We start from the raw sequence: 19657 nt of genomic DNA on the forward strand, positions 1-19657 counted from the left end.
GGTTCCGGGGCCGGCGCGGATTGAAGAAGGCTATGCAGAAACGAGGCCTGGCGCCTCGTTTTTTGCTTTTGCCCCACAGCGTAGGGGTTCCACCGCCGCGCCAATTGTTTTGGCGTATGATGCGTTTGAAGCGTATCCCCGCAGCGCCTTGGCCCTGCGGCACGCACACTGCTAATGTGACTGATTCCTATGGCGGATAAAAAAGGTTCATCCAGCGAGAAGCTCCTTTACTGCTCGTTCTGCGGCAAGAGCCAGCACGAGGTAAAGAAGCTCATCGCCGGCCCGTCGGTGTTCATTTGCGACGAATGCATCGACCTGTGCAACGAGATCATCCGCGACGAGGCAGCGGCATCCGACAAGGATGCCGGCGCCACGGCCAAGTCCGATCTCCCCACGCCGCACGAGATCCGCGAAAGCCTCGATCAGTACGTGATCGGGCAGGAACAGGCCAAGAAGATCCTGGCCGTGGCGGTGTACAACCACTACAAGCGCCTCAAGCACCTCGGCAAGAAGGACGACGTCGAGTTGTCCAAGAGCAACATCCTGCTGATCGGGCCGACCGGCTCGGGCAAGACGCTGCTCGCGCAGACGCTGGCGCGCCTGCTCAACGTGCCGTTCGTGATCGCCGACGCCACCACGCTGACCGAAGCCGGCTACGTCGGCGAGGACGTGGAAAACATCATCCAGAAGTTGCTGCAGAACTGCAACTACGAGGTGGAGAAGGCGCAGCGCGGTATCGTCTACATCGATGAGATCGACAAGATCTCGCGCAAGTCGGACAACCCGTCCATCACCCGCGACGTGTCGGGCGAGGGCGTGCAGCAGGCCCTGCTCAAGCTGATCGAGGGCACGATGGCCTCGGTGCCGCCGCAGGGCGGGCGCAAGCATCCGAACCAGGACTTCCTGCAGGTCGACACGACCAACATCCTGTTCATCTGCGGCGGCGCGTTCGACGGCCTGGAAAAGGTCATCATGCAGCGCTCGGACAAGACCGGCATCGGTTTTGCCGCGCAGGTGCAGAGCAAGGAAGAGCGCGACGCCAGCGAAGTGCTGCCGCAGACCGAGCCGGAAGACCTGATCAAGTTCGGCCTGATCCCGGAACTGATCGGCCGCCTGCCGGTGGTCGCCACGCTGGCCAAGCTCGACGAGGCCGCGCTGATGCAGATCCTGGTCGAGCCCAAGAACGCGCTGGTCAAGCAATACCAGAAGCTGCTGGCGATGGAAGGCGTGGAGCTGGAAATCCGCCCGGCCGCGCTGTCGGCGATCGCGCGCAAGGCCATCCGCCGCAAGACCGGCGCGCGCGGCCTGCGTTCGATTCTCGAACAGTCGCTGATGGACGTGATGTACGACCTGCCGAACTACAAGGGTGTGCAGAAGGTGGTGATCGACGAGAACACCATCACCGGGGACGCCCCGCCGCTGCTGATGTACGAGGACCAGCCCAAGGTGGCCGGTTCGAACTGACGGCGAACGCCGGCGCTTTGTGTTTGATCGAGGCCGGCAGCGAGACCGAAAGGCCGCTCGCAAAAAGCGAGCGGCTTTTTTTCTTCATTTTCGTAAAACGAAGGGGAGGAAACGGGGGTATGCTGTTTGGACGGGTCCTGCAAGTGCGGAAACCGGCATTTGCATGGGGTCATGAATCGTTGGCGAAGCGTGTCTTGCAATCGATTCATGCGGCCCAATTTACGCCTAAATGACTGACTGGGGAAAATGATGTCCGGAACACAACTCCTCCCGGCTGAGCCGATTCGCCTGCCACTGTTGCCGCTGCGCGACGTGGTGGTGTTTCCGCACATGGTGATCCCACTGTTCGTGGGACGTCCGAAGTCCATCAAGGCGCTTGAAACTGCGATGGAGTCGGGCAAGAGCATCATGCTTGTAGCCCAGAAGACGGCGGCCAAGGATGAGCCGACCGCCGACGACCTCTACGAGGTGGGCTGCATCGCCAATATCCTGCAGATGCTCAAGCTGCCCGACGGCACCGTCAAGGTGCTGGTCGAAGGCACGCAGCGCGCGAATATCCGCGAAGTGAGCGAAGACGACTCGCACTTCATGTGCGAAGCCGTGCCCGTGCCGCCGGGCCCGGTCGAGACCGCCGAGACGGAGGCGCTGCGCCGCGCCATCGTGTCGCAGTTCGACCAGTACGTGAAGCTCAACAAGAAGATCCCGCCCGAGATCCTGACCTCGCTGTCGGGCATCGACGAGCCCGGCCGCCTGGCCGACACCATCGCCGCGCACCTGCCGATCAAGCTCGAGCAGAAGCAGAAGATCCTCGAGATGGTGAACGTCACCGAGCGCCTCGAGAGCCTGCTGTCGCAGCTCGAGGGCGAGATCGACATCCTGCAGGTCGAAAAGCGCATCCGCGGCCGCGTCAAGCGCCAGATGGAGAAGAGCCAGCGCGAGTACTACCTGAACGAGCAGGTCAAGGCGATCCAGAAGGAACTGGGCGAGGGCGAAGAGGGCGCCGACCTGGAAGAGCTCGACAAGCGCATCAAGGCCGCGCGCATGCCGAAGGAAGCCAAGAAGAAGGCCGACGCCGAATTCAAGAAGCTCAAGCTGATGTCGCCGATGTCGGCCGAAGCCACCGTCGTACGCAACTACATCGACACGCTGGTCAACCTGCCGTGGCGCAAGAAGAGCAAGGTCAACAACGACCTCGCCAACGCCGAGCGCGTGCTCGACGAAGACCACTATGGCCTGGAGAAGGTCAAGGAACGCATTCTCGAGTACCTCGCGGTGCAACAGCGTGTGGACAAGGTGAAGGCGCCGATCCTGTGCCTGGTCGGGCCTCCCGGCGTGGGCAAGACCTCGCTCGGGCAGTCGGTGGCGCGCGCCACGAACCGCAAGTTCGTGCGCATGGCGCTGGGCGGCGTGCGCGACGAGGCCGAGATCCGCGGCCACCGCAGGACCTACATCGGCTCGATGCCGGGCAAGATCCTGCAGAGCCTGTCCAAGGTCGGCGTGCGCAATCCGCTCTTCCTGCTCGACGAAATCGACAAGATGGGCATGGACTTCCGCGGCGATCCTTCGTCGGCGCTGCTCGAGGTGCTGGACCCGGAACAGAACCACACGTTCCAGGACCACTACATCGAAGTGGACTTCGACCTGTCCGACGTGATGTTCGTGGCGACGTCGAACTCGCTGAACATCCCGCCGCCGCTGCTGGACCGCATGGAAGTGATCCGCCTCTCCGGCTACACCGAAGAGGAAAAGGTCAACATCGCCCAGCGCTACCTGCTGCCCAAGCAGATCAAGAACAATGGTCTGAAGGCAGGCGAGATCGAAGTCAGCGAGGAAGCGCTGCGCGACATCATCCGCTACTACACGCGGGAAGCGGGCGTGCGCTCGCTCGAGCGTGAAGTGTCGAAGATCGCGCGCAAGGTGGTGAAGCTGCTGCTGCTCAAGAAGGAATCGGGCACGGTCAAGGTGGCCTCGGACAACCTGGACAAGTTCCTCGGCGTGCGCAAGTACGACTTCGGCCTGGCCGGCAAGGAAAACCAGGTCGGCCAGGTGACTGGCCTGGCGTGGACCGAGGTGGGCGGCGACCTGCTGACCATCGAAGCCGCGATCATGCCGGGCAAGGGCAACATCACGCGCACCGGCTCGCTCGGCGACGTGATGAAGGAGTCGGTCGAGGCGGCCCGCTCGGTGGTGCGCTCGCGCGCCCGCCGCCTGGGCATCCCGGACGAGATGTTCGAGAAGCGCGACATCCACATCCACGTGCCCGAAGGCGCTACGCCCAAGGACGGTCCTTCGGCCGGCGGCGCCATGACCACGGCGCTGGTGTCGGTGCTGACGGGCATCCCGGTGCGCGCCGACGTGGCCATGACCGGCGAGATCACGCTGCGCGGCGAAGTGCTGCCGATCGGCGGCCTCAAGGAGAAGCTGCTGGCGGCCCATCGCGGCGGCATCAAGCTGGTGCTGATCCCCGAGGAGAACGTGAAGGATCTGGCCGAGATCCCGGACAACGTCAAGAACGCCATCGAGATCATCCCGGTGCGCTGGATCGACAAGGTCCTGGAACTGGCGCTCGAGCGCAAGCCCGAGCCGCTGCCCGAGGAAGTGGCCAAGCCCGCCGACGTGGCGGACAAGGCCGCGGCCAAGGTCGAGATGATCCATCACTGACATCGCAGGGGCCCGCTGTCCGGGGCCCCGCCGCATGACGGCAGCACGAGACGCCGCGGGTTTTGCCCGCGGCGTTTTTCATTGCGCGCAGGCATCGCGCAGGTCGGCGCGCACGACCATCGCGCAGGGTTGCGCGGGGTTGCGCAGGGTTGTTTACGGGGCTTTCACGCGGCCCGTACGCGGCTTTTGCGCCGCCCGATGCGGCCATGAAGAATGCTTGGCAAAACGGCGACGCCTGTATTACACTTGCGGCCTCGCAACGCAAACAGCAGTAAGTGCTCTGATATGTGCGCGGCGATACATGCAGATTCGCGGTACGAGCGGGTGCTTAGCTCAGTTGGTAGAGCGGCGCCCTTACAAGGCGTAGGTCGGGGGTTCGAGCCCCTCAGCACCCACCACGCTCGGTGCCTCGGACGCCTCGCCGTCTCTCGCCTCTTCGGTCTCGTCGCGACGAAGAACAGCGCGCAAGAGCACGGCCGCACCGAATCCAGGAGTGGTAGTTCAGTTGGTTAGAATACCGGCCTGTCACGCCGGGGGTCGCGGGTTCGAGCCCCGTCCACTCCGCCAAACAAGCAGTGAGCAGAACGTCAGCAGAACGGGCCCTTAGCGGCCCGTTCTGCTTTCCGGCGTTCGCCGGCTTTCCTTGTTCCCGGGCGGATCCGCGCGCAACCGCGCAATGGCGGGCCGTAAATCGCGTGAAGCGTGCCGCTCCTGATAGAATCCCGGAGTTTGCCGTTCGTACCAACCCTTCTCCTGAGTCCGCATGCTTGATTTCGTACGCAACAACCGCCGCTTGATGCTTCTGCTGCTGCTGGTGCTTGTCTTCCCGTCGTTCGTATTCTTCGGCGTGGAAAGCTACTCGCGCTTCATGGACAGCTCGCACGACGCAGCCAAGGTCGACGGCCGCGCGATCACCACCCAGGAAGTCGACAACGTCGTGCGCGACCAGAGCGAGCGCATGCGCCAGGTGCTCGGCCCCAACTATGACCCGCGCCAGTTCGAAGGCGCGCAGGCCCGCCAGCAGGTGCTCGACCAGCTCATCCTGCAGCGCGTGGTGGCCAACGACGTCGCCAACAAGCATCTGACGGTGTCCGACGTGGCGCTCCAGCAAGCCATCTACAGCATCCCGGCGATCGCCAGCCTGCCCAAGCAGGCCGACGGCCGCCTCGAGCCCAAGCCCTATCTCGAACTGCTGGCGCAGCAGGGCCTCACGCCCGAGCAGCTCGAGGCGCGCATGCGCTTCGACCTCGCCACGCAGCAGCTCGGCGGCTCGATCGGCGCCACGGCCTTCGTGCCCAAGTCGCTGCTCGACCGCCTGATCGCCATCCGCGACCAGCAGCGCGACGTGCAGGTGCTGCAGTTCAAGCCGGCCGATTTCGCCGCCAAGGTCACGCCCGACGAAGCCGCGCTGAAGGCGTACTACGAAAGCCACAAGACGCAGTTCGCCGTGCCCGAGCAGGCCAAGGTCGAATACCTGGTGCTGTCGGCCGACGCGCTGGCCGCCTCGACGCCGGTCACGCCCGAGGAGCTCAAGTCCTACTACGACAGCAACATCGCGCGCTTTCGCACCGACGAGCAGCGCCGCGCCAGCCATATCCTGATCGCCTCGCCCAAGGACGCGCCGGCGGCGGACCGCAAGGCCGCCCAGGAAAAGGCGGCTAAGCTGCTGGAAGACCTGCGCAAGCATCCGGAAACCTTCGCCGACGTGGCGCGCAAGGAATCGAAGGATCCGGGCTCGGCGGAGAAGGGCGGCGACCTCGGCTTCATGGGCCGCGGCGCGCTGGTCAAGCCGTTCGAGGACGCCATGTTCTCGCTCAAGGAAGGCCAGCTCAGCGACGTGGTGGAAACCGACTACGGCTACCACATCATCAAGCTTACCGGCATCAAGCCGGCCGAGACCAAGCCGCTCGACCAGGTCCGCACCGACCTCGAAGCCGAACTGCGCAAGCAGCTTGCCGCCAAGAAGTTCACCGAACTGGCCGACGCGTTCGGTAACACGGTCTATGAGCAGTCCGACAGCCTCAAGTCCGCCGCCGACAAGTTCAAGCTGACCATCCAGACCGCCGACGGCGTGACGCGCGAGCCGAACCCGGCGCTGGGCGCGCAGAACCCGCTCAACAACGACAAGCTGCTCAAGGCGCTGTTCAGCGAGGACTCGCTCAAGAACAAGCGCAACACCGAAGCCGTGCAGGTCGCGCCCAACATGCTGGTGGCGGCGCGCATCGTCGACTACCGCCCGGCCACCACGCGCAAGTTCGAAGACGTGCAGGCCAAGGTGCGCGAAGGCTACATCGCGCAGCAGGCCGCCGAGCTGGCCGACAAGGAAGGCGCGGCGCGCCTGGAAGCGCTCAAGAAGAGCGGCGCCGCCGAAGGCTTCGGCCCGATGCTCGCGGTGTCGCGCGCCAAGCCCGAGAACCTGCCGCCCAAGGCGCTGGAAGCCGTGATGCGCGCCGACGTCGCCAAGCTGCCCGCGCTGGTCGGCGTCGACCTCGGCGCGGACGGTTATGCCATCTATCGCATCGCCAAGGTCAGCCAGCCCGCGCAGGTGGACCCCGCGCAACGCCAGGGCGAGGCCCAGCAGCTGGCGCAGATGGCCGGCCAGACCGAGCTCGAAGCGTTCTATGACAGCCTGAAGGCGGCAGCGAAGGTGAAGGTGCTCAAGCCCGTCGCCGCGGCCGCGAGCGAGGCCGCCGCGCAGTAAGGATTGCCGGCCGGCGTCTTCGCACGCCACTGGTTTGCTCCCTTCTCCCGCATGCGGGAGAAGGGAGCAAACCGGCAGCAAGACGACCCATCGGCACAAAGCCAGAGGCGCCCCAGCGGGCGCCTCTTTTTCATTCCGGCAGTCGTATGCCCTAGCGCTCGGCGGCGCGCGCCGCCGGCGCCTTCAGCTTCAGCAGCGGCCTGAGCTGCGGCCACACCGTATCGAGCAGCGTGCCCTGCGCCTGCGCCGTGGGATGCATGCGGTCCTGCTGGAACCAGTCCGGCCGGGCGATGACCCCTTCGAGCAGGAACGGCACCAGCCGCGTCTTGTATTCGCCGGCCAGCTTCGGGTAGAGCGCGAAAAAGCGTTCCGTGTAGTCCGGCCCGTAGTTGGGCGGGATGCGCATGCCGACCAGCAGCACGCCGGCCCGGGCCTGCTGCGCGCCGGTGACGATGCTGCGCAGGTTGGCCTCGGTGGTCTGCAGCGGCAGGCCGCGCAGCGCATCGTTGGCGCCGAGCTCCACGATCACCACGGCGGGGTGGTGGCGCGCCAGCAGGTCGGGCAGGCGGGTCTTGCCGCCCACGGTGGTCTCGCCGCTGATGCTGGCGTTCACGACGCTATAATCGAGGCGCTCGGCGCGCAGCCGGGCTTCCATCAGCTTGACCCAGCCCGCGTCGCGCGCGATGCCATACTCCGCGGACAGGCTGTCGCCCAGCACCAGGATGGCCGGCGCCGAGGCCGCCGCCGCCGTCAAGGGCAGCAGCGTGGCCGCACACAGCGCCAGCCCCAGCTTGCGCCAACCGCACCAGAACTTCTTGCTCATGTCTTCTTCCATTCTTGCAGTCGAGTCATTAGGAAAGACCGTAGCCGACACGACCGGTTCGCTGACGATTCTGCATGACGTCACGTTTTCCGTCACGCGCGGCGAAACGCTGGCCATCGTGGGAGCCTCCGGCTCGGGCAAGTCGACGCTGCTGGGCCTGCTGGCCGGCCTCGACCTGCCCACCACGGGCACGGTCCGGCTCAACGGCGAGGACTTGTTCCAGCTCGACGAGGACCAGCGCGCGGCGCAGCGCGGCCGCCACGTGGGCTTCGTGTTCCAGTCGTTCCAGCTGGTCGGCCACCTGACCGCGCTGGAGAACGTAATGCTGCCGCTGGAACTGCGCGGCGAGACCGAGGGCGTGCGCGAGCGCGCGGCCGACATGCTGGCGCGCGTCGGCCTGGGCGGGCGTCTTTCGCATTATCCGCGCACGCTGTCCGGCGGCGAGCAGCAGCGCGTGGCGCTGGCGCGCGCGTTCGTGGCGCGCCCGGACATCCTGTTCGCCGACGAGCCCACCGGCAGCCTCGACACCGCCACCGGCGAGGCCGTGATCGCGCTGATGTTCGAACTCAACCGCGATGCCGGCTCGACCCTGGTGCTGGTCACGCACGACCGCTCGGTGGCGGCGCGCTGCGGGCGCGTCCTGACCATCGAGGCCGGGCGCGTGGCCAGCGACGAGTTGATGGCGGCGCCGGTCTGAGCCGGCGGCGAACGAGACGCGCGGGAGGTCCGGGAAGTCAGGCGGTGCAGGAAAACTAGGCCGTGCCCAGCGCGGCGCGCGCGCGGGCGATCAGGCCGCTGGTGGAGGCGTCGTGCGGCGCCGGCGCGGCCACCGCGCCGGTCAGCTCGGCTTCGATCGGCTTGGCCAGGATCTTGCCCAGCTCCACGCCCCACTGGTCGAACGAATTGATGTTCCACACCACGCCCTGCACGAAGGTGCGGTGCTCGTACAGCGCGATCAGCGCGCCGAGCGCATGCGGCGTGATGTCTTCCATCAGCAGCGTGTTGCTGGGCCGGTTGCCTTCGAACACCATATGCGCAATGCGCACCTCGTCGGTCATGCCGGCGGCGCGCAGCTCGTCGGCGCTGCGCCCGCGCATCAGCGCCTCGCCCTGCGCGAAGCAGTTGGCCAGCAGCTTGGCATGGTGGCCGGGCAGCTCGCGCGGCGGCCGCAGCGGCGCCACGAAATCCACCGGCACGATCTGCGAGCCCTGGTGGATCAGCTGGAAATACGCATGCTGGCCGTTGGTGCCGGCCGAGCCCCACACCACCGGCGCGGTATGCGCGCGCACCGGGCGGCCGTCGAGCTGGACCGACTTGCCGTTGCTCTCCATCTCCAGTTGCTGGAGGAAGGCGGGAAACAGCTCCAGCGAGGTCGAGTAGGGCGCCATGCAGCTGGTCGGCATGCCGAAGAAATCGCGGTACCAGATGCCGATCATGGCCAGCACCACCGGCATGTTGCGCGCCAGCGGCGCGCCGGCGAAATGCTCGTCCATCGCGCGGCCGCCGGCCAGCAGGTCGGCGAAGGCATCGTAGCCGACCGCCAGCGCGATCGACAGGCCCACCGAGGACCACAGCGAGAAGCGCCCGCCGATCCAGTCCCAGAATTCGAACATGTGCGCCGGGTCGATGCCGAACGCGCGCACCGCCTCCACGTTGGTCGACACCGCGGCGAAGTGGCTGGCCAGTTGCGCCTGGCTCACGCCGCGCGACAGGAACCACGCGCGCGCGCTGTTGGCGTTGGCCATCGTCTCGAGCGTGGTGAAGGTCTTGGAGCAGACGATCACCAGGGTCTGCTCCGGGTCCAGCCGCGCCAGCGTCTCGGCCAGCTCGGTGCCGTCCACGTTGGAGACGAAATGCATGCGCGGCCCGCCGTCGGCCAGGTGCGACAGCGCCCGGCACACCATGCGCGGGCCCAGGTCCGAGCCGCCGATGCCGATGTTGATGACGTCGGTGATGCGCTTGCCGGTGGCGCCGGTCCACTCGCCGCCGCGCACCCGTTCGGAAAACACGCGCATGCGCTCGAGCACGGCATGGATCGCCGGCGTCACCGGCTTGCCGTCCACCTCGAAGGTGGTGCCGGGGCAGGCGCGCAGCGCGATGTGCAGCACCGCGCGGTCCTCGGTGGCGTTGATGTGGTCGCCGGCGAACATGGCGTCGCGGCGGCGGGCCACGCCGGCCTCGTCGGCCAGTTGCATCAGCAGCGCGAAGGTCTGCGGCGTGATGCGGTTCTTGGCGTAGTCGAGGTACAGGCCGGCGGCTTCCAGTGAGAATTGCGCGGCACGCTGGCTGGCATCGTCGGCATCGAACCAGTCGCGCATGGGGGTGTCGCGGATGGTCTCGTGGTGTTGCAGGAGGGAGCGCCAGGCGTGGAAATCAGTGGGCATGCGTGCGGAATTCTCTGGAGATTCTTTGATATGCAGTGCGGAAACCGGCCGGCGGCGCCGCGCATGAAGTATAGCGCCGCCACATGACGTGTTTTCGCCAAATAGCGGCAATAGACGGCATTGCTTCGTATTTCGAAACACTACCAAATAGGGGTATGGCGCGCTGTCGGTGCGTGGCTGACATTCAGCGCGCGCGGCCGAGCCTCCGCGCCAGCATGCGCAGCGCCGGTTCGCCGCCGGCCACGCACACGCCGCCGGCGCAGATCACGGCCACGCCCAGCGCCGTGATCCAGTCCGGCAACTGGCCGAAAGCCAGGTAGCCGATGGCGGTGGCCGACAGGATCTGCAGATAAAGAAAGGGGCTGAGGAACGATGCGTCCGCGTACTGGAACGCGCGGATCACGAAGTAGTGCCCGATCGAACCGGTGATGCCGGTGCTCAGCAGCAGGCCCGCCTGCAGCGGCGTGGGCACCGACTCGAACCAGAAGAACGGCACCAGCGCGGTGGTCAGCGCCGCGCCGGTGACGCCGCTCTGGATCAGCGTGGTCATGGGCGCATCGTGCGCGGCGATGCGCCGCGTCAGCATCTGCATCAGCGCGAACACCAGCGCCGACAGCAGGCCCAGCGCGATGCCCGGCCCGCTCAGCTCGCCGTCGGGGCGCACCACCACCAGCATGCCGGCGAAGCCGACCGCCACGCCGCTCCAGCGGCTGGCGCGCGCGTGGAAGCCGGGGCGCTCGCCGAGCAGCCACGGCGACAGCGCCACCACGAACAGCGGCGCGCAGAAATTGAGCGCGGTGGCCTCGGCCAGCGGCATCAGCCGGAGCACGCTGAAGAACACCAGCGTGGATACCAGCATCAGGCCGCCGCGCAGCCATTGCAGGGCCGGCTTGGCCGGGCGGCACTGCGCGCGGAAGCGCGCCGGCCCCAGCAGCAGGAAGATCGCCGCCACGTGGCCCACGTAGCGCACCCAGGCCACGCCCATCACCGGCAGGCCCTGCTGGGTCAGCATCTTGCTGCTGGCGTCGAGCAGGCTCAGGATCCACTGGCCCAGCACCAGCAGCGCCACGCCGGTCAGCAACTGGCGGCGGGCCGTGGCGGGCGCGGCGACGGATGCCGCGCTGGATGCCGTAGCGGAACCGGCCGGCGCCAGCGGCGCGGCGCGCTCGGCGGCGTCGCTCATGCGCGGCCCGGCTGCCGCAGCAGGTCGTTGAACAGCGCGCGCAGCGGCAGGTAGAGCTCGCTGGCGGTCAGCCCGGCCGGCCCGATGCCGTCGGCCACCAGGCGGTCGGCGGCGCGCCCGTGCAGCCATACCGCGGCCTGCGCGGCCTGCAGCGGCGGCATGCCCTGCGCCAGCAGCGCGCCGGCCATGCCGGCCAGCACGTCGCCGGTGCCGGCGGTGGCCAGGCCCGCGTTGCCGGTCGGGTTGACCGACAGCGCCACGCCGCCGGCCGCGTCGGGCGGTGCCGCGATCACCGTGCCGGAGCCCTTGAGCACCACCACCGCCTGCCACTGCGCCGCCAGCGCGCGCGCCGCGGCGAGGCGGTCGCGCTGGATCTCGGCCACGCTCAGGCCGGCCAGGCGCGCGGCTTCGAGCGGGTGCGGCGTCATCACGCGCACCGCCGCGCTGCCGGCCAGCAGCGCGGCCAGCGCGGGGTCGGCGGCCAGCAGGTTGAGCGCGTCGGCGTCCAGCACCAGCGCCGGCGGTTCGGCCGCCGCCGCGCAGCCGTGCAGCAGTTGCGCGAGCTGCTTGCGCGCCGCCGTGCCGGTGCCCATGCCGGGGCCGATCACCAGCGCGTTCATGGCGGACAGGTCGACCTCCGCGATCGGGTGCAGCATCAGTTCCGGATGCACCGGATCGAGCAGCGGCGCCGGCTGCGCCAGGAAGGCGATGTGCACGCGCCCGGCGCCGAGGTGCTGCGCGGCGCGCGCGCCCAGCAGCGGCGCGCCGGTCATGCCCACGCCGCCGCCGATCACCGCCAGCGAGCCGAAGCTGCCCTTGTTGGTGGCATGCCGGCGCGCCGGCAGCGCCGCGGCGAACGAGGCCGGCACGTTGACCGTGGCGCACGCATGCTCGGCCGGCGGATAGATCAGGTCGAGCGGGGCGATGTCCACCTCGCCCGCGCAGTCGCGGCCGTCCAGCGTCAGCAGGCCCGGCTTGGCGCCGATGAAGGTCAGCGTGCGGCACGCGCATACCGCCGGCGCGCCGGCGCCGGTGTCGGCGAACAGGCCGCTGGGAATGTCGAGGGCGAACACCGGCAGCCCGGCGCCGTTGAGATGCGCGATCCACTGCGCGACGTAGCCGTCGGCGGGGCGGTTGAGGCCGATGCCGAGCAGGCCGTCGACCAGCGCGCGGGTCTCGGCCGGCAGCGGCGGCAGGCCGCCCTGGCAGGCGGACTGGGGCAGCACGCGCAGCGGCACGCCGGCGGCGCGCGCTTCCAGCCAGGCGCGCGCCGCGTCGGCGGGCAGGCGGTCCGGCTCGGCCGTGAGCCAGGCCTGCACCGCGCGCCCGGCCAGGTGCAGGCGGGTGGCGGCCACCAGCGCGTCGCCGCCGTTGTTGCCGGGGCCGGCCAGCATCAGCAGCGGGCCGTCCGGCGCATGCCGCGCCAGCCAGTCCGCGGCGGCGGCGCCGGCGCGCGACATCAGCTCGAAGGCGGGCAGCGTCGCCATCGCCGCGGCCTCGATGCGGCGGATGGCGGCCACGTCGTAGAGCGGGATGCCGGCGGCGCTGGCGGCGTCGAGCGGCAGCCAGGCCGCGGCGGAATGGGAAGCGGGCAGGGGTGTGTGCATGGTCAGCGCGGCCCGAGGCCGTAGCGGGCGGGCGTGAGGCCCTCCAGGTCGATGGCGGCGGCGTTGCCGGCGATCAGGTCGGCGGCGATGCGGCCCGAGCCGCAGGCCATCGCCCAGCCGGTCGAGCCGTGGCCGAGGTTGAGGAACAGGCCGGGCACGGCGGTGGCGCCGATCAGCGGCGGGCCGTCCGGCAGCATCGGGCGGGCGCCGGCCCACAGCGTGGCATTGCCATAGTGGCCGGCCACCGGGAACCAGTCGCGCGCCACCTTGAGCAGGGTGTTGACGGCGGCCGGGCGCAGGTCGAGCCGGCGCGAGCCGAGCTCGGCCGTGCCGGCCACGCGCAGGCGGTTGCCCATGCGCGTGATGGCCACCTTGTACGACTCGTCCATCAGCGCGGCCAGCGGCGCCTGCAGCTCGTCGCTGACCTGCACGGTGGCGGAGTATCCCTTGACCGGGTAGAGCGGGATGCGCAGGCCGAGCGGGCGCAGCAGCGCGGCGCTGCCCACGCCCGCGCACACCAGCATGCGGTCCGCGGTGAGCGTCTCGGGCGCGCCGCCGGCGGCGTGGCCCGCATCGTGGCCCGTGCCATGGTCCACAGCGCGCAGGTCCAGCGCGAGCCCGCCGCCCGGCAGCGGGCGCGGCGCGCCGGCGTCGCGGTCCATGACGAAGCGCACGCCCGCGGCCTCGGCCAGCGTGCGCAGGCGCCGCACGAACATCGGGCAGTTGCCGGACTCGTCCTCGGGCAGGTGCAGGCCGCCGGCCAGCGGCGTATCGGTGGTCAGGCCGGGCTCGATGCCGCGGCAGCCGTCGGCGTCGACCAGGCGGTGCGGCACCTTGTGCTCGCGCAGCAGCGCCAGCGCCGGCTCGGCCAGCGCCAGGTCGCGCCGCGTGCGGAACAGTTGCAGGTAGCCCTGCGACTGCTCGTAGTCGATCTCGAGCTTGCCGCGCAGCGCGTGCAGGCATTCGCGGCTGTAGAAGGCCAGCCGCTGCATGCGCAGCTTGTTGACGCGATAGCGCTCCAGCGTGCATTCGCCGAGCCAGCGCGCGATCCAGCGCCACATGGCCGGGTCGGCGCTGGGGCGGAACAGCACCGGCGAGGTGCTGGCGAACAGGTTGCGCAGCACCTTGCCGGGCATGCCCGGCGCGGCCCACGGCGTGACGTAGCCGGGCGCGATCACGCCGGCGTTGCCGAAGCTCGATTCCTGCGCGGGCGCCGCGCGCCGCTCGACCACGGTCACGTCGAAGCCGGCTTCGCGCAGATACCAGGCCGAGCACACGCCGATCACGCCGGCGCCGATCACGATCACATGCATGGCACTCCGTCGGGGCCGCGGCCCCCGCTGTTGCGCAATGCCGCCGGCGGCATGCGGCGGCCGGCAGCGCGGTCCTACTTCAGTTCCTTCTGCATCACCACGTCGGGCAGCCACGTGACCAGCGTCGGCCACACCGTGATGATGCCGATGGCGATCACCATCATCATGAAGAACGGCAGCGAGACCCGCGCGATGTAGTTGCTGTCCTTGCCCGTCATGCTCTGCAGCACGAACAGGTTGAAGCCGACCGGCGGCGTGACCTCGGCGATCTCCACCAGCAGCACGATGAATATCCCGAACCATACCAGATCGAAGCCCGCCGCCTGCACCATCGGCAGCACCGTGGCGGTGGTCAGCGCGATCATGGAGATGCCGTCCAGCGCGGTGCCCAGCAGGATGTAGATCACCGTCAGCACGGCGATCAGCGCCCACGGCGACAGGTGCATCGACGCCACCCACTCGGCCAGCGCGCGCGGAATGCCGGTAAAGCTCATCGTCACCGACAGGAACGAGGTGGCGCCCAGCACGAACATGATCATGGCGGTCAGCCGCGTGGCCGACATCAGGCTCTCCCAGAACGCCTTGCGCGTCAGCGAGCCGCCCGCCCAGGCCAGCGCCAGCGAGGCCACCACGCCGTAGGCGGCGGCCTCGGTGGCGGTGGAGTAGCCGGTGATCATGATCCAGGTGATGAAGGCGATCAGGATCATGCACGGCATCAACTGGCGGATCGAGGCCAGGCGCGCGCGCCAGCCGAAGTGCTCGGCCGGCGGCGTCTTGTCCGGGTTGGACAGCGCCCACGCCACGATGTAGCCCGAGAACAGCAGCATCAGCAGCAGGCCCGGCAGGAAGCCGGCCAGGAACACGCGGATGATCGACACGTCCGCCGACACCGCGTACACCACCATCGTGATCGACGGCGGGATCAGGATGCCGAGCGTGCCGGCGCACGACAGCGAGCCCAGCGTCACGCGCTCGTCGTAGCCGCGCCGCGTGAGTTCGGGCAGCGCCGACTTGGCGATGGTGGCGCAGGTGGCGGCCGACGAGCCCGACACCGAACCGAAGATGCCGCAGCCCAGGATATTGACGTGCATGAGCCGCCCGGGCAGCCAGTTCAGCCACGGCGACAGGCCGTTGAACATCTGCTCGGACAGCTTGGTGCGGAACAGGATCTCGCCCATCCACACGAACAGCGGCAGCGAGGCCAGCGTGTAGGACGCGCTCGAGGACCACCACGCATTGGCCAGGTTGACCAGCGCGTCGTGGTCGGCGAAGACCACCAGCCCCACCCACGAGGTGACGGCGATGGCCACCGGGATCCACGCCCCGATCACCAGGAACACGATCATCACCAGCAGCAGGATCAGGGAAACCAGGACGGTGCTCATCAGACGGTCTCCCCGAAGTCGCCGGCGGCCAGCTTGGCCTCCTGCGCGAGCTGGTAGCGCGGCTTCTGGCGGCGCGCCACGCGCAGCAGCTCGTCGAGCACGGCCAGCGCGAAGCCGGCGCAGCCCAGCACCGCGAAGCTCTGCGGAATCCACAGCGGCACCACGATCTGCCCCTGCGAGACGTCGCCGATCTCCCAGCTCTGCCAGGCGAAGCTCAGCAGCGCCCAGGTGGCATAGCCGGCGAACACCGCGCAGATGGCGAGCGACAGCAGCTCGAGCCACCAGCGCTGGCGCGGGCTCACCGCTTCGAGCAGCATTTCCACGCGCACGATGCCGCCGTGCTGGAAGGTCTGGCCGAGCACGAGGAAGGCGGAGGCCGCGCACAGCCAGGCGACGATGTCGTCGCCGCCCTTGAAGATGATGGTGGTCTCGCGCGAGAAGGACATCAGGATCATGATGATGCAGACCCCGAGGATGCACAGCGCGCCGAGCACGGCGAACAGGTCAAGCAGCCGGTCGAGCCAGCGCTTGTTGACGGCAGGAGCTTCCATGACGGCAGAGGAGGGAGGATGCGGTGAAAGGAGACGCATGCCGCGGCGGCAGCGGGCGCCGCCGCGGCTGCGCGCGGGAAATGCGCGGTGGCGCCGCGTGCATGGCGCCGGACCGGCGCCGGCTGTCCGGCTTACTTCTTGTAGGCTTCGAGAATGGCCTTGCCGTCGTCGCCGGCGCTCCTGGCCCATTCGTCGACCATGACCTGGCCGACCTTCTGCATGTCCTGCCGCAGCTGCGGCGAGGGCGGCTGCACGGTCATGCCGTTCTTGCCGAGCACGGCGAGGTAGTCGCGCGTCTTCTGCTCGGAGACCTGCCAGCCGCGCTTCTCGGCCTCGGCCACGGTCTTGAGCAGCGCGTCCTGGGTCGGCTTGTCCAGCGCGGCGAAGGCCTTCTTGCTGACCACCAGCATGTTCTTCGGCAGCCAGGCGTCCACCGTGTAGAAGTACTTCACGCTTTCCCACACCTTGGTGTCCACGCCGGTGGCGCCCGAGGACATGAAGGAATTGACGGTGCCGGTGGCCAGCGCCTGGGCGAGGTCGGCGGCCTGGATCGTGACCGGCTGCGCGCCGACCAGCTCGGCGATCTTGGAGGTGGCGGGATTGTAGGCGCGCCACTTGAGGCCCTTCATATCGGCCGCGGCGTTGATCGGCTTGTTGGCGTAGATGCCCTGCGGCGGCCACGCCACCGCGTAGAGCAGCTTCATGCCCTGCTTGTCGAGCACCTTGTCGGTGACGGCGCGCGAGGCCTGCCACAGCTTGTAGGAATCCTGGTAGCTGGTGGCCAGGAAGGGCACCGCGTCCACGCCGAACACCGGGTTCTCGTTGGCCAGCAGCGACATCAGGATCTCGCCCATCTGCACCTGGCCGGTCTGCACGCCGCGCTTGATCTCGTTGGCCTTGAGCAGCGAGCCGTTGGGATGGATCAGGATCTTGAGCTTGCCGCCGGTGGCCTTCTCCACGTCGTTGGCCATCTGCTGCAGGTTCTCGGTGTGCAGGTTGTTGGTGGGGTAGCCGGTCGGCAGGTCCCACCTGGTCTGTGCCTGCGCCACGGGGGCCAGCGCCGACGCGGCGGCCAGCACCCCGCCCAGCAGCATGTACTTCAGTATTGCCTTCCCTTGCATCGATCTCTCCTGGTTGGTCGTTGCGGCTCGGTCTGTTCTGGTACGGCTTTTCTGTGCGGCTTGGGTCCTGCGTGTGTTTCGTGTGCTGCGTGGGTGCTGCATGGCGGTGCCCGTCCCGCGCGCGCGGCCTGGCTCAGGGGCCGCGCGGCGCGAAGGCCCGCCCGGGGGGCGAGCGTGTCAGGCGGCGGGCCTGACGATGGTTTCCAATGCAATTGCCGTGCCCAGCAACTGCGCGTCGCGCAGCGCACCGTGCGAGAGCATCAGCCCGACCGGCAGCTCGCCCGGCTGGTGGCAGGGCAGCGAGATCGAGCAGCCGTCGAGGAAGTTGAAGGCCGAGGTGTTGCGCAACAGCAGCGCGTTGGTGCGGAAGAAGAGGTCGTCGTCCGCCAGCAGCGGCGCGACCGGCGGCGCCACCATCGGCACCGTTGGGCAGGCCACCGCGTCGAAGCCTTCGATGCGCGCCAGCACGCGCGCGATCCAGGCGGCGCGCGCGCGCACCAGGTCCACGTAGTCGGGCGCGCTCATGGCGGCGCCGCGCTCGATGCGCATGGCCACGCGCGGGTCGTACTGGCCGCGCCGGGCCGCCAGCACGTGGCGGTGGATGGCGTAGGCCTCGGGCGCGGTGAAGCCGCCGGTGGCGTTGATGCCGGGCAGCTCGGCCAGTTCGGGCAGGTCGACCGGCTCGATGCCCACGCCGGCCGCGGACAGCAGGCCGAGGGTGCGGTCGAACGCGCGCGCCACGGTGGCGTCGAGGTCGTCCAGCAGGTACTGGCGCGGCACGGCCAGGCGGATGCCCGCCGCGGCCTTGCTGGCCGGCACCACGGCCTGGTCGGCGATCACGCTGTCGACCAGCGCGCAGTCGTGCACCGAGCGCGCCATCGCGCAGGCGGTGTCCAGCGTGTAGGACAGCGGAAACGCGCCGTCGAGCGGCACCCGGCGCTGGGTCGGCTTGAAGCCGGTCAGGCCGCACAGCGCGGCCGGAATGCGGATCGAGCCGCCGGTGTCGCTGCCCAGCCCGGCCACCGCCAGCCCCAGCGCCACGGACACCGCCGCGCCCGACGACGAGCCGCCCGGAATGCGCGCCACGCTGCGGTCGGCCGGGTTGACCGGCGTGCCGAAATGCGGGTTGATGCCGACGCCGGAGAACGCGAACTCGGTCATGTTGGTGCGCCCGACCAGCGCCGCGCCGGCCTCGCGCAGGCGGCGCACGACGGTGGCGTCCGCGGCGGCCGGCGCCGCATCGTCGCGCACCGGGGAGCCCGCGCGCGTGACCTCGCCGGCCACGTCGAACAGGTCCTTGACCGAGACCGGCAGGCCCGCGAGCGGATGCAGCGGCTGGCCCGCGCGGGCGGCGGTGTCGGCCGCGCGCGCGGTCTCGGCGGCGGCCTCGAAGGTGGCGTGGAGCAGCACGGACTGCGCCGCGGGCTGCCGCGCCAGTTCGGCCGCGGCGGCGATCACGCCGGCGCGCGTGGCGCTGCCGTCGTGAAGTTTTGTCTGCAATGTATGGATATCGGTGGGCATCTGGTTCGCGGTTCAGCCGCGCTCGGCAAGGTTCGGGTCGAGTCTAGCCAGTGCGCCGGTGCCGCGCAACCAGAGCGCCTGCGGGCGTCGCGCCGGCCCCGCGATAGTGCGTCCGCCGGTTTTCCTGCCCTGTCTTCGTGCAGAATCCACTGCTACGTCCCCGATGTTTTGCTTGGATTTATTTGGTGTTTATCCTCATAATTTGTTTATAAACTGTCAAGCCAAATCTGCGGGCCAGGCCCCCGGGGATATACCTAGCCGGGCCGCCGGCCGCGCCACGCGGGCGCATCGGACCCACAATGAGAGAGAGGAGTGTAGACATGGCGCGTAAGCCAGCCGCCGGCCAGGACCCGGCCGAGCACGACAACGGCGCGCAGGACGCGCCCGCGCGGTCCGCCGCCGCAGCCACCACGTTGCCGCGCGCGGTCGGGCCCAACATCGTGTCGTCCTCGCACCTGGTGTCCGAGCGCAGCCCCGAGCTGTCCGAGTTCGAGTTCGGCCTGAACACCGCCTACAACGCCTACAGCCGCTGGGTGGTGCGCTGCATGGGCGCCTCCGGCGTGCGCGACCTGACCTTCCTCGACGTGCTGGTGCTCCATCACGTCAACCACCGCGCGCGGCCCAAGCGGCTGGCCGACATCTGCTTCGTGCTGAACGTGGAAGACACCCACCTCGTCACCTACGCGCTGAAGAAGCTGCAAGGCATGGGGCTGGTGGAGGGCGAGCGCGTCGGCAAGGAAGCCATCTACACCACCACGCCGGCCGGCACGCAGGCCTGCGCGCGCTACCGCGAGATCCGCGAGCAGTGCCTGACCAGCAATTTCACCGCCGGCAGCGCGGAGAACGCCGAGATCGGCGAGCTGGCGCGGCTGCTGCGCGTGCTCACCGGCCTGTACGAGCAGGCCGCGCGCTCGGCCACTTCGCTGTAGGCCGCGGCATGCGC

At 69.0% G+C, this 19657-nt stretch carries 14 protein-coding genes and 2 tRNA genes; 7 read left to right on the plus strand and 9 right to left on the minus strand.

Going from position 1 to position 19657, the window contains the following annotated elements; genetic code table 11:
• Positions 1 to 189: 189 nt before the first annotated feature.
• The 5 genes from clpX to KF708C_RS16640 all read left to right on the plus strand — a co-directional run bounded on the left by clpX (position 190) and on the right by KF708C_RS16640 (position 6826).
• The gene (clpX, locus tag KF708C_RS16620) at positions 190 to 1464 is read left to right on the plus strand and encodes an ATP-dependent Clp protease ATP-binding subunit ClpX (protein WP_020203704.1); all 1275 of its coding nucleotides are present in this window, start codon (positions 190 to 192) and stop codon (positions 1462 to 1464) included.
• A gap of 249 nt (positions 1465 to 1713) precedes the next feature.
• On the plus strand, positions 1714 to 4125 hold the full coding sequence (gene lon / locus KF708C_RS16625) for an endopeptidase La (RefSeq protein WP_059412835.1): 2412 nt from the start codon (positions 1714 to 1716) through the stop codon (positions 4123 to 4125).
• Positions 4126 to 4447: 322 nt separating this feature from the next.
• A tRNA-Val gene (locus tag KF708C_RS16630) sits at positions 4448 to 4523 on the plus strand.
• A 92-nt stretch (positions 4524 to 4615) separates the two neighbouring features.
• Positions 4616 to 4692, plus strand: a tRNA-Asp gene (locus KF708C_RS16635).
• 196 nt (positions 4693 to 4888) lie between these two features.
• The gene (locus tag KF708C_RS16640; protein ID WP_059412673.1) at positions 4889 to 6826 is read left to right on the plus strand and encodes a SurA N-terminal domain-containing protein; all 1938 of its coding nucleotides are present in this window, start codon (positions 4889 to 4891) and stop codon (positions 6824 to 6826) included.
• Between the two features lie 151 nt (positions 6827 to 6977).
• On the opposite strand, the gene KF708C_RS16645 is transcribed toward KF708C_RS16640, so the two are convergent.
• A complete protein-coding gene (locus KF708C_RS16645; protein WP_059412674.1) occupies positions 6978 to 7649 on the minus strand; it encodes an arylesterase in 672 nt (223 codons plus the stop codon).
• Here KF708C_RS16645 and KF708C_RS16650 point away from each other — a divergent pair.
• A complete protein-coding gene (locus tag KF708C_RS16650) occupies positions 7648 to 8346 on the plus strand; it encodes an ABC transporter ATP-binding protein (RefSeq protein WP_059412675.1) in 699 nt (232 codons plus the stop codon). The genes KF708C_RS16645 and KF708C_RS16650 overlap by 2 nt on opposite strands.
• Positions 8347 to 8401: 55 nt before the next feature.
• Here KF708C_RS16650 and pgi read toward each other — a convergent pair whose 3' ends face one another.
• From pgi to KF708C_RS16690, 8 genes are all read right to left on the minus strand, one after another.
• Positions 8402 to 10033: a glucose-6-phosphate isomerase gene (gene pgi, locus KF708C_RS16655; protein ID WP_059412676.1), complete on the minus strand. Its 1632-nt coding sequence runs from the start codon at positions 10031 to 10033 to the stop codon at positions 8402 to 8404.
• Between the two features lie 184 nt (positions 10034 to 10217).
• On the minus strand, positions 10218 to 11216 hold the full coding sequence (locus KF708C_RS16660) for a DMT family transporter (RefSeq protein ID WP_231586518.1): 999 nt from the start codon (positions 11214 to 11216) through the stop codon (positions 10218 to 10220).
• The gene (locus KF708C_RS16665) at positions 11213 to 12823 is read right to left on the minus strand and encodes an NAD(P)H-hydrate dehydratase (RefSeq protein WP_020203697.1); all 1611 of its coding nucleotides are present in this window, start codon (positions 12821 to 12823) and stop codon (positions 11213 to 11215) included. The genes KF708C_RS16660 and KF708C_RS16665 overlap by 4 nt, the downstream gene beginning before the upstream one ends.
• A gap of 2 nt (positions 12824 to 12825) precedes the next feature.
• Positions 12826 to 14136: a D-amino acid dehydrogenase gene (locus KF708C_RS16670; RefSeq protein ID WP_059412677.1), complete on the minus strand. Its 1311-nt coding sequence runs from the start codon at positions 14134 to 14136 to the stop codon at positions 12826 to 12828.
• Positions 14137 to 14210: 74 nt separating this feature from the next.
• The gene (locus KF708C_RS16675; protein WP_020203695.1) at positions 14211 to 15521 is read right to left on the minus strand and encodes a TRAP transporter large permease; all 1311 of its coding nucleotides are present in this window, start codon (positions 15519 to 15521) and stop codon (positions 14211 to 14213) included.
• The gene (locus KF708C_RS16680) at positions 15521 to 16072 is read right to left on the minus strand and encodes a TRAP transporter small permease subunit (protein ID WP_020203694.1); all 552 of its coding nucleotides are present in this window, start codon (positions 16070 to 16072) and stop codon (positions 15521 to 15523) included. The genes KF708C_RS16675 and KF708C_RS16680 overlap by 1 nt, the downstream gene beginning before the upstream one ends.
• A gap of 131 nt (positions 16073 to 16203) precedes the next feature.
• Entirely contained in the window at positions 16204 to 17166 is a 963-nt protein-coding gene (locus KF708C_RS16685; RefSeq protein ID WP_020203693.1) for a TRAP transporter substrate-binding protein, read from the minus strand.
• Between the two features lie 204 nt (positions 17167 to 17370).
• On the minus strand, positions 17371 to 18714 hold the full coding sequence (locus tag KF708C_RS16690) for an amidase (protein ID WP_059412678.1): 1344 nt from the start codon (positions 18712 to 18714) through the stop codon (positions 17371 to 17373).
• Positions 18715 to 19034: 320 nt separating this feature from the next.
• On the opposite strand from KF708C_RS16690, the gene KF708C_RS16695 reads away from it, so the two are divergent.
• Positions 19035 to 19643, plus strand: a complete 609-nt coding sequence (locus tag KF708C_RS16695; RefSeq protein ID WP_020203691.1) for a winged helix DNA-binding protein — start codon at positions 19035 to 19037, stop codon at positions 19641 to 19643.
• Positions 19644 to 19657: the final 14 nt, after the last annotated feature.

The organism is Cupriavidus basilensis (assembly GCF_000876015.1).
Taxonomy (GTDB): Bacteria; Pseudomonadota; Gammaproteobacteria; order Burkholderiales; family Burkholderiaceae; genus Cupriavidus; species Cupriavidus basilensis_B.

Excerpts from the sequence above, each read along its gene's own strand:
- KF708C_RS16685 (WP_020203693.1), bottom strand. The coding sequence starts at position 17,166 with ATGCTGCTGGGCGGGGTGCTGGCCGCCGCGTCGGCGCTGGCCCCCGTG.
- KF708C_RS16670 (WP_059412677.1), bottom strand. The coding sequence starts at position 14,136 with ATGCATGTGATCGTGATCGGCGCCGGCGTGATCGGCGTGTGCTCGGCC.
- KF708C_RS16690 (WP_059412678.1), bottom strand. The coding sequence starts at position 18,714 with ATGCCCACCGATATCCATACATTGCAGACAAAACTTCACGACGGCAGC.
- pgi (WP_059412676.1), bottom strand. The coding sequence starts at position 10,033 with ATGCCCACTGATTTCCACGCCTGGCGCTCCCTCCTGCAACACCACGAG.
- clpX (WP_020203704.1), top strand. The coding sequence starts at position 190 with ATGGCGGATAAAAAAGGTTCATCCAGCGAGAAGCTCCTTTACTGCTCG.
- KF708C_RS16665 (WP_020203697.1), bottom strand. The coding sequence starts at position 12,823 with ATGCACACACCCCTGCCCGCTTCCCATTCCGCCGCGGCCTGGCTGCCG.
- KF708C_RS16695 (WP_020203691.1), top strand. The coding sequence starts at position 19,035 with ATGGCGCGTAAGCCAGCCGCCGGCCAGGACCCGGCCGAGCACGACAAC.
- KF708C_RS16645 (WP_059412674.1), bottom strand. The coding sequence starts at position 7,649 with ATGAGCAAGAAGTTCTGGTGCGGTTGGCGCAAGCTGGGGCTGGCGCTG.
- KF708C_RS16650 (WP_059412675.1), top strand. The coding sequence starts at position 7,648 with ATGTCTTCTTCCATTCTTGCAGTCGAGTCATTAGGAAAGACCGTAGCC.
- KF708C_RS16640 (WP_059412673.1), top strand. The coding sequence starts at position 4,889 with ATGCTTGATTTCGTACGCAACAACCGCCGCTTGATGCTTCTGCTGCTG.
- KF708C_RS16675 (WP_020203695.1), bottom strand. The coding sequence starts at position 15,521 with ATGAGCACCGTCCTGGTTTCCCTGATCCTGCTGCTGGTGATGATCGTG.
- KF708C_RS16660 (WP_231586518.1), bottom strand. The coding sequence starts at position 11,216 with ATGAGCGACGCCGCCGAGCGCGCCGCGCCGCTGGCGCCGGCCGGTTCC.
- lon (WP_059412835.1), top strand. The coding sequence starts at position 1,714 with ATGTCCGGAACACAACTCCTCCCGGCTGAGCCGATTCGCCTGCCACTG.
- KF708C_RS16680 (WP_020203694.1), bottom strand. The coding sequence starts at position 16,072 with ATGGAAGCTCCTGCCGTCAACAAGCGCTGGCTCGACCGGCTGCTTGAC.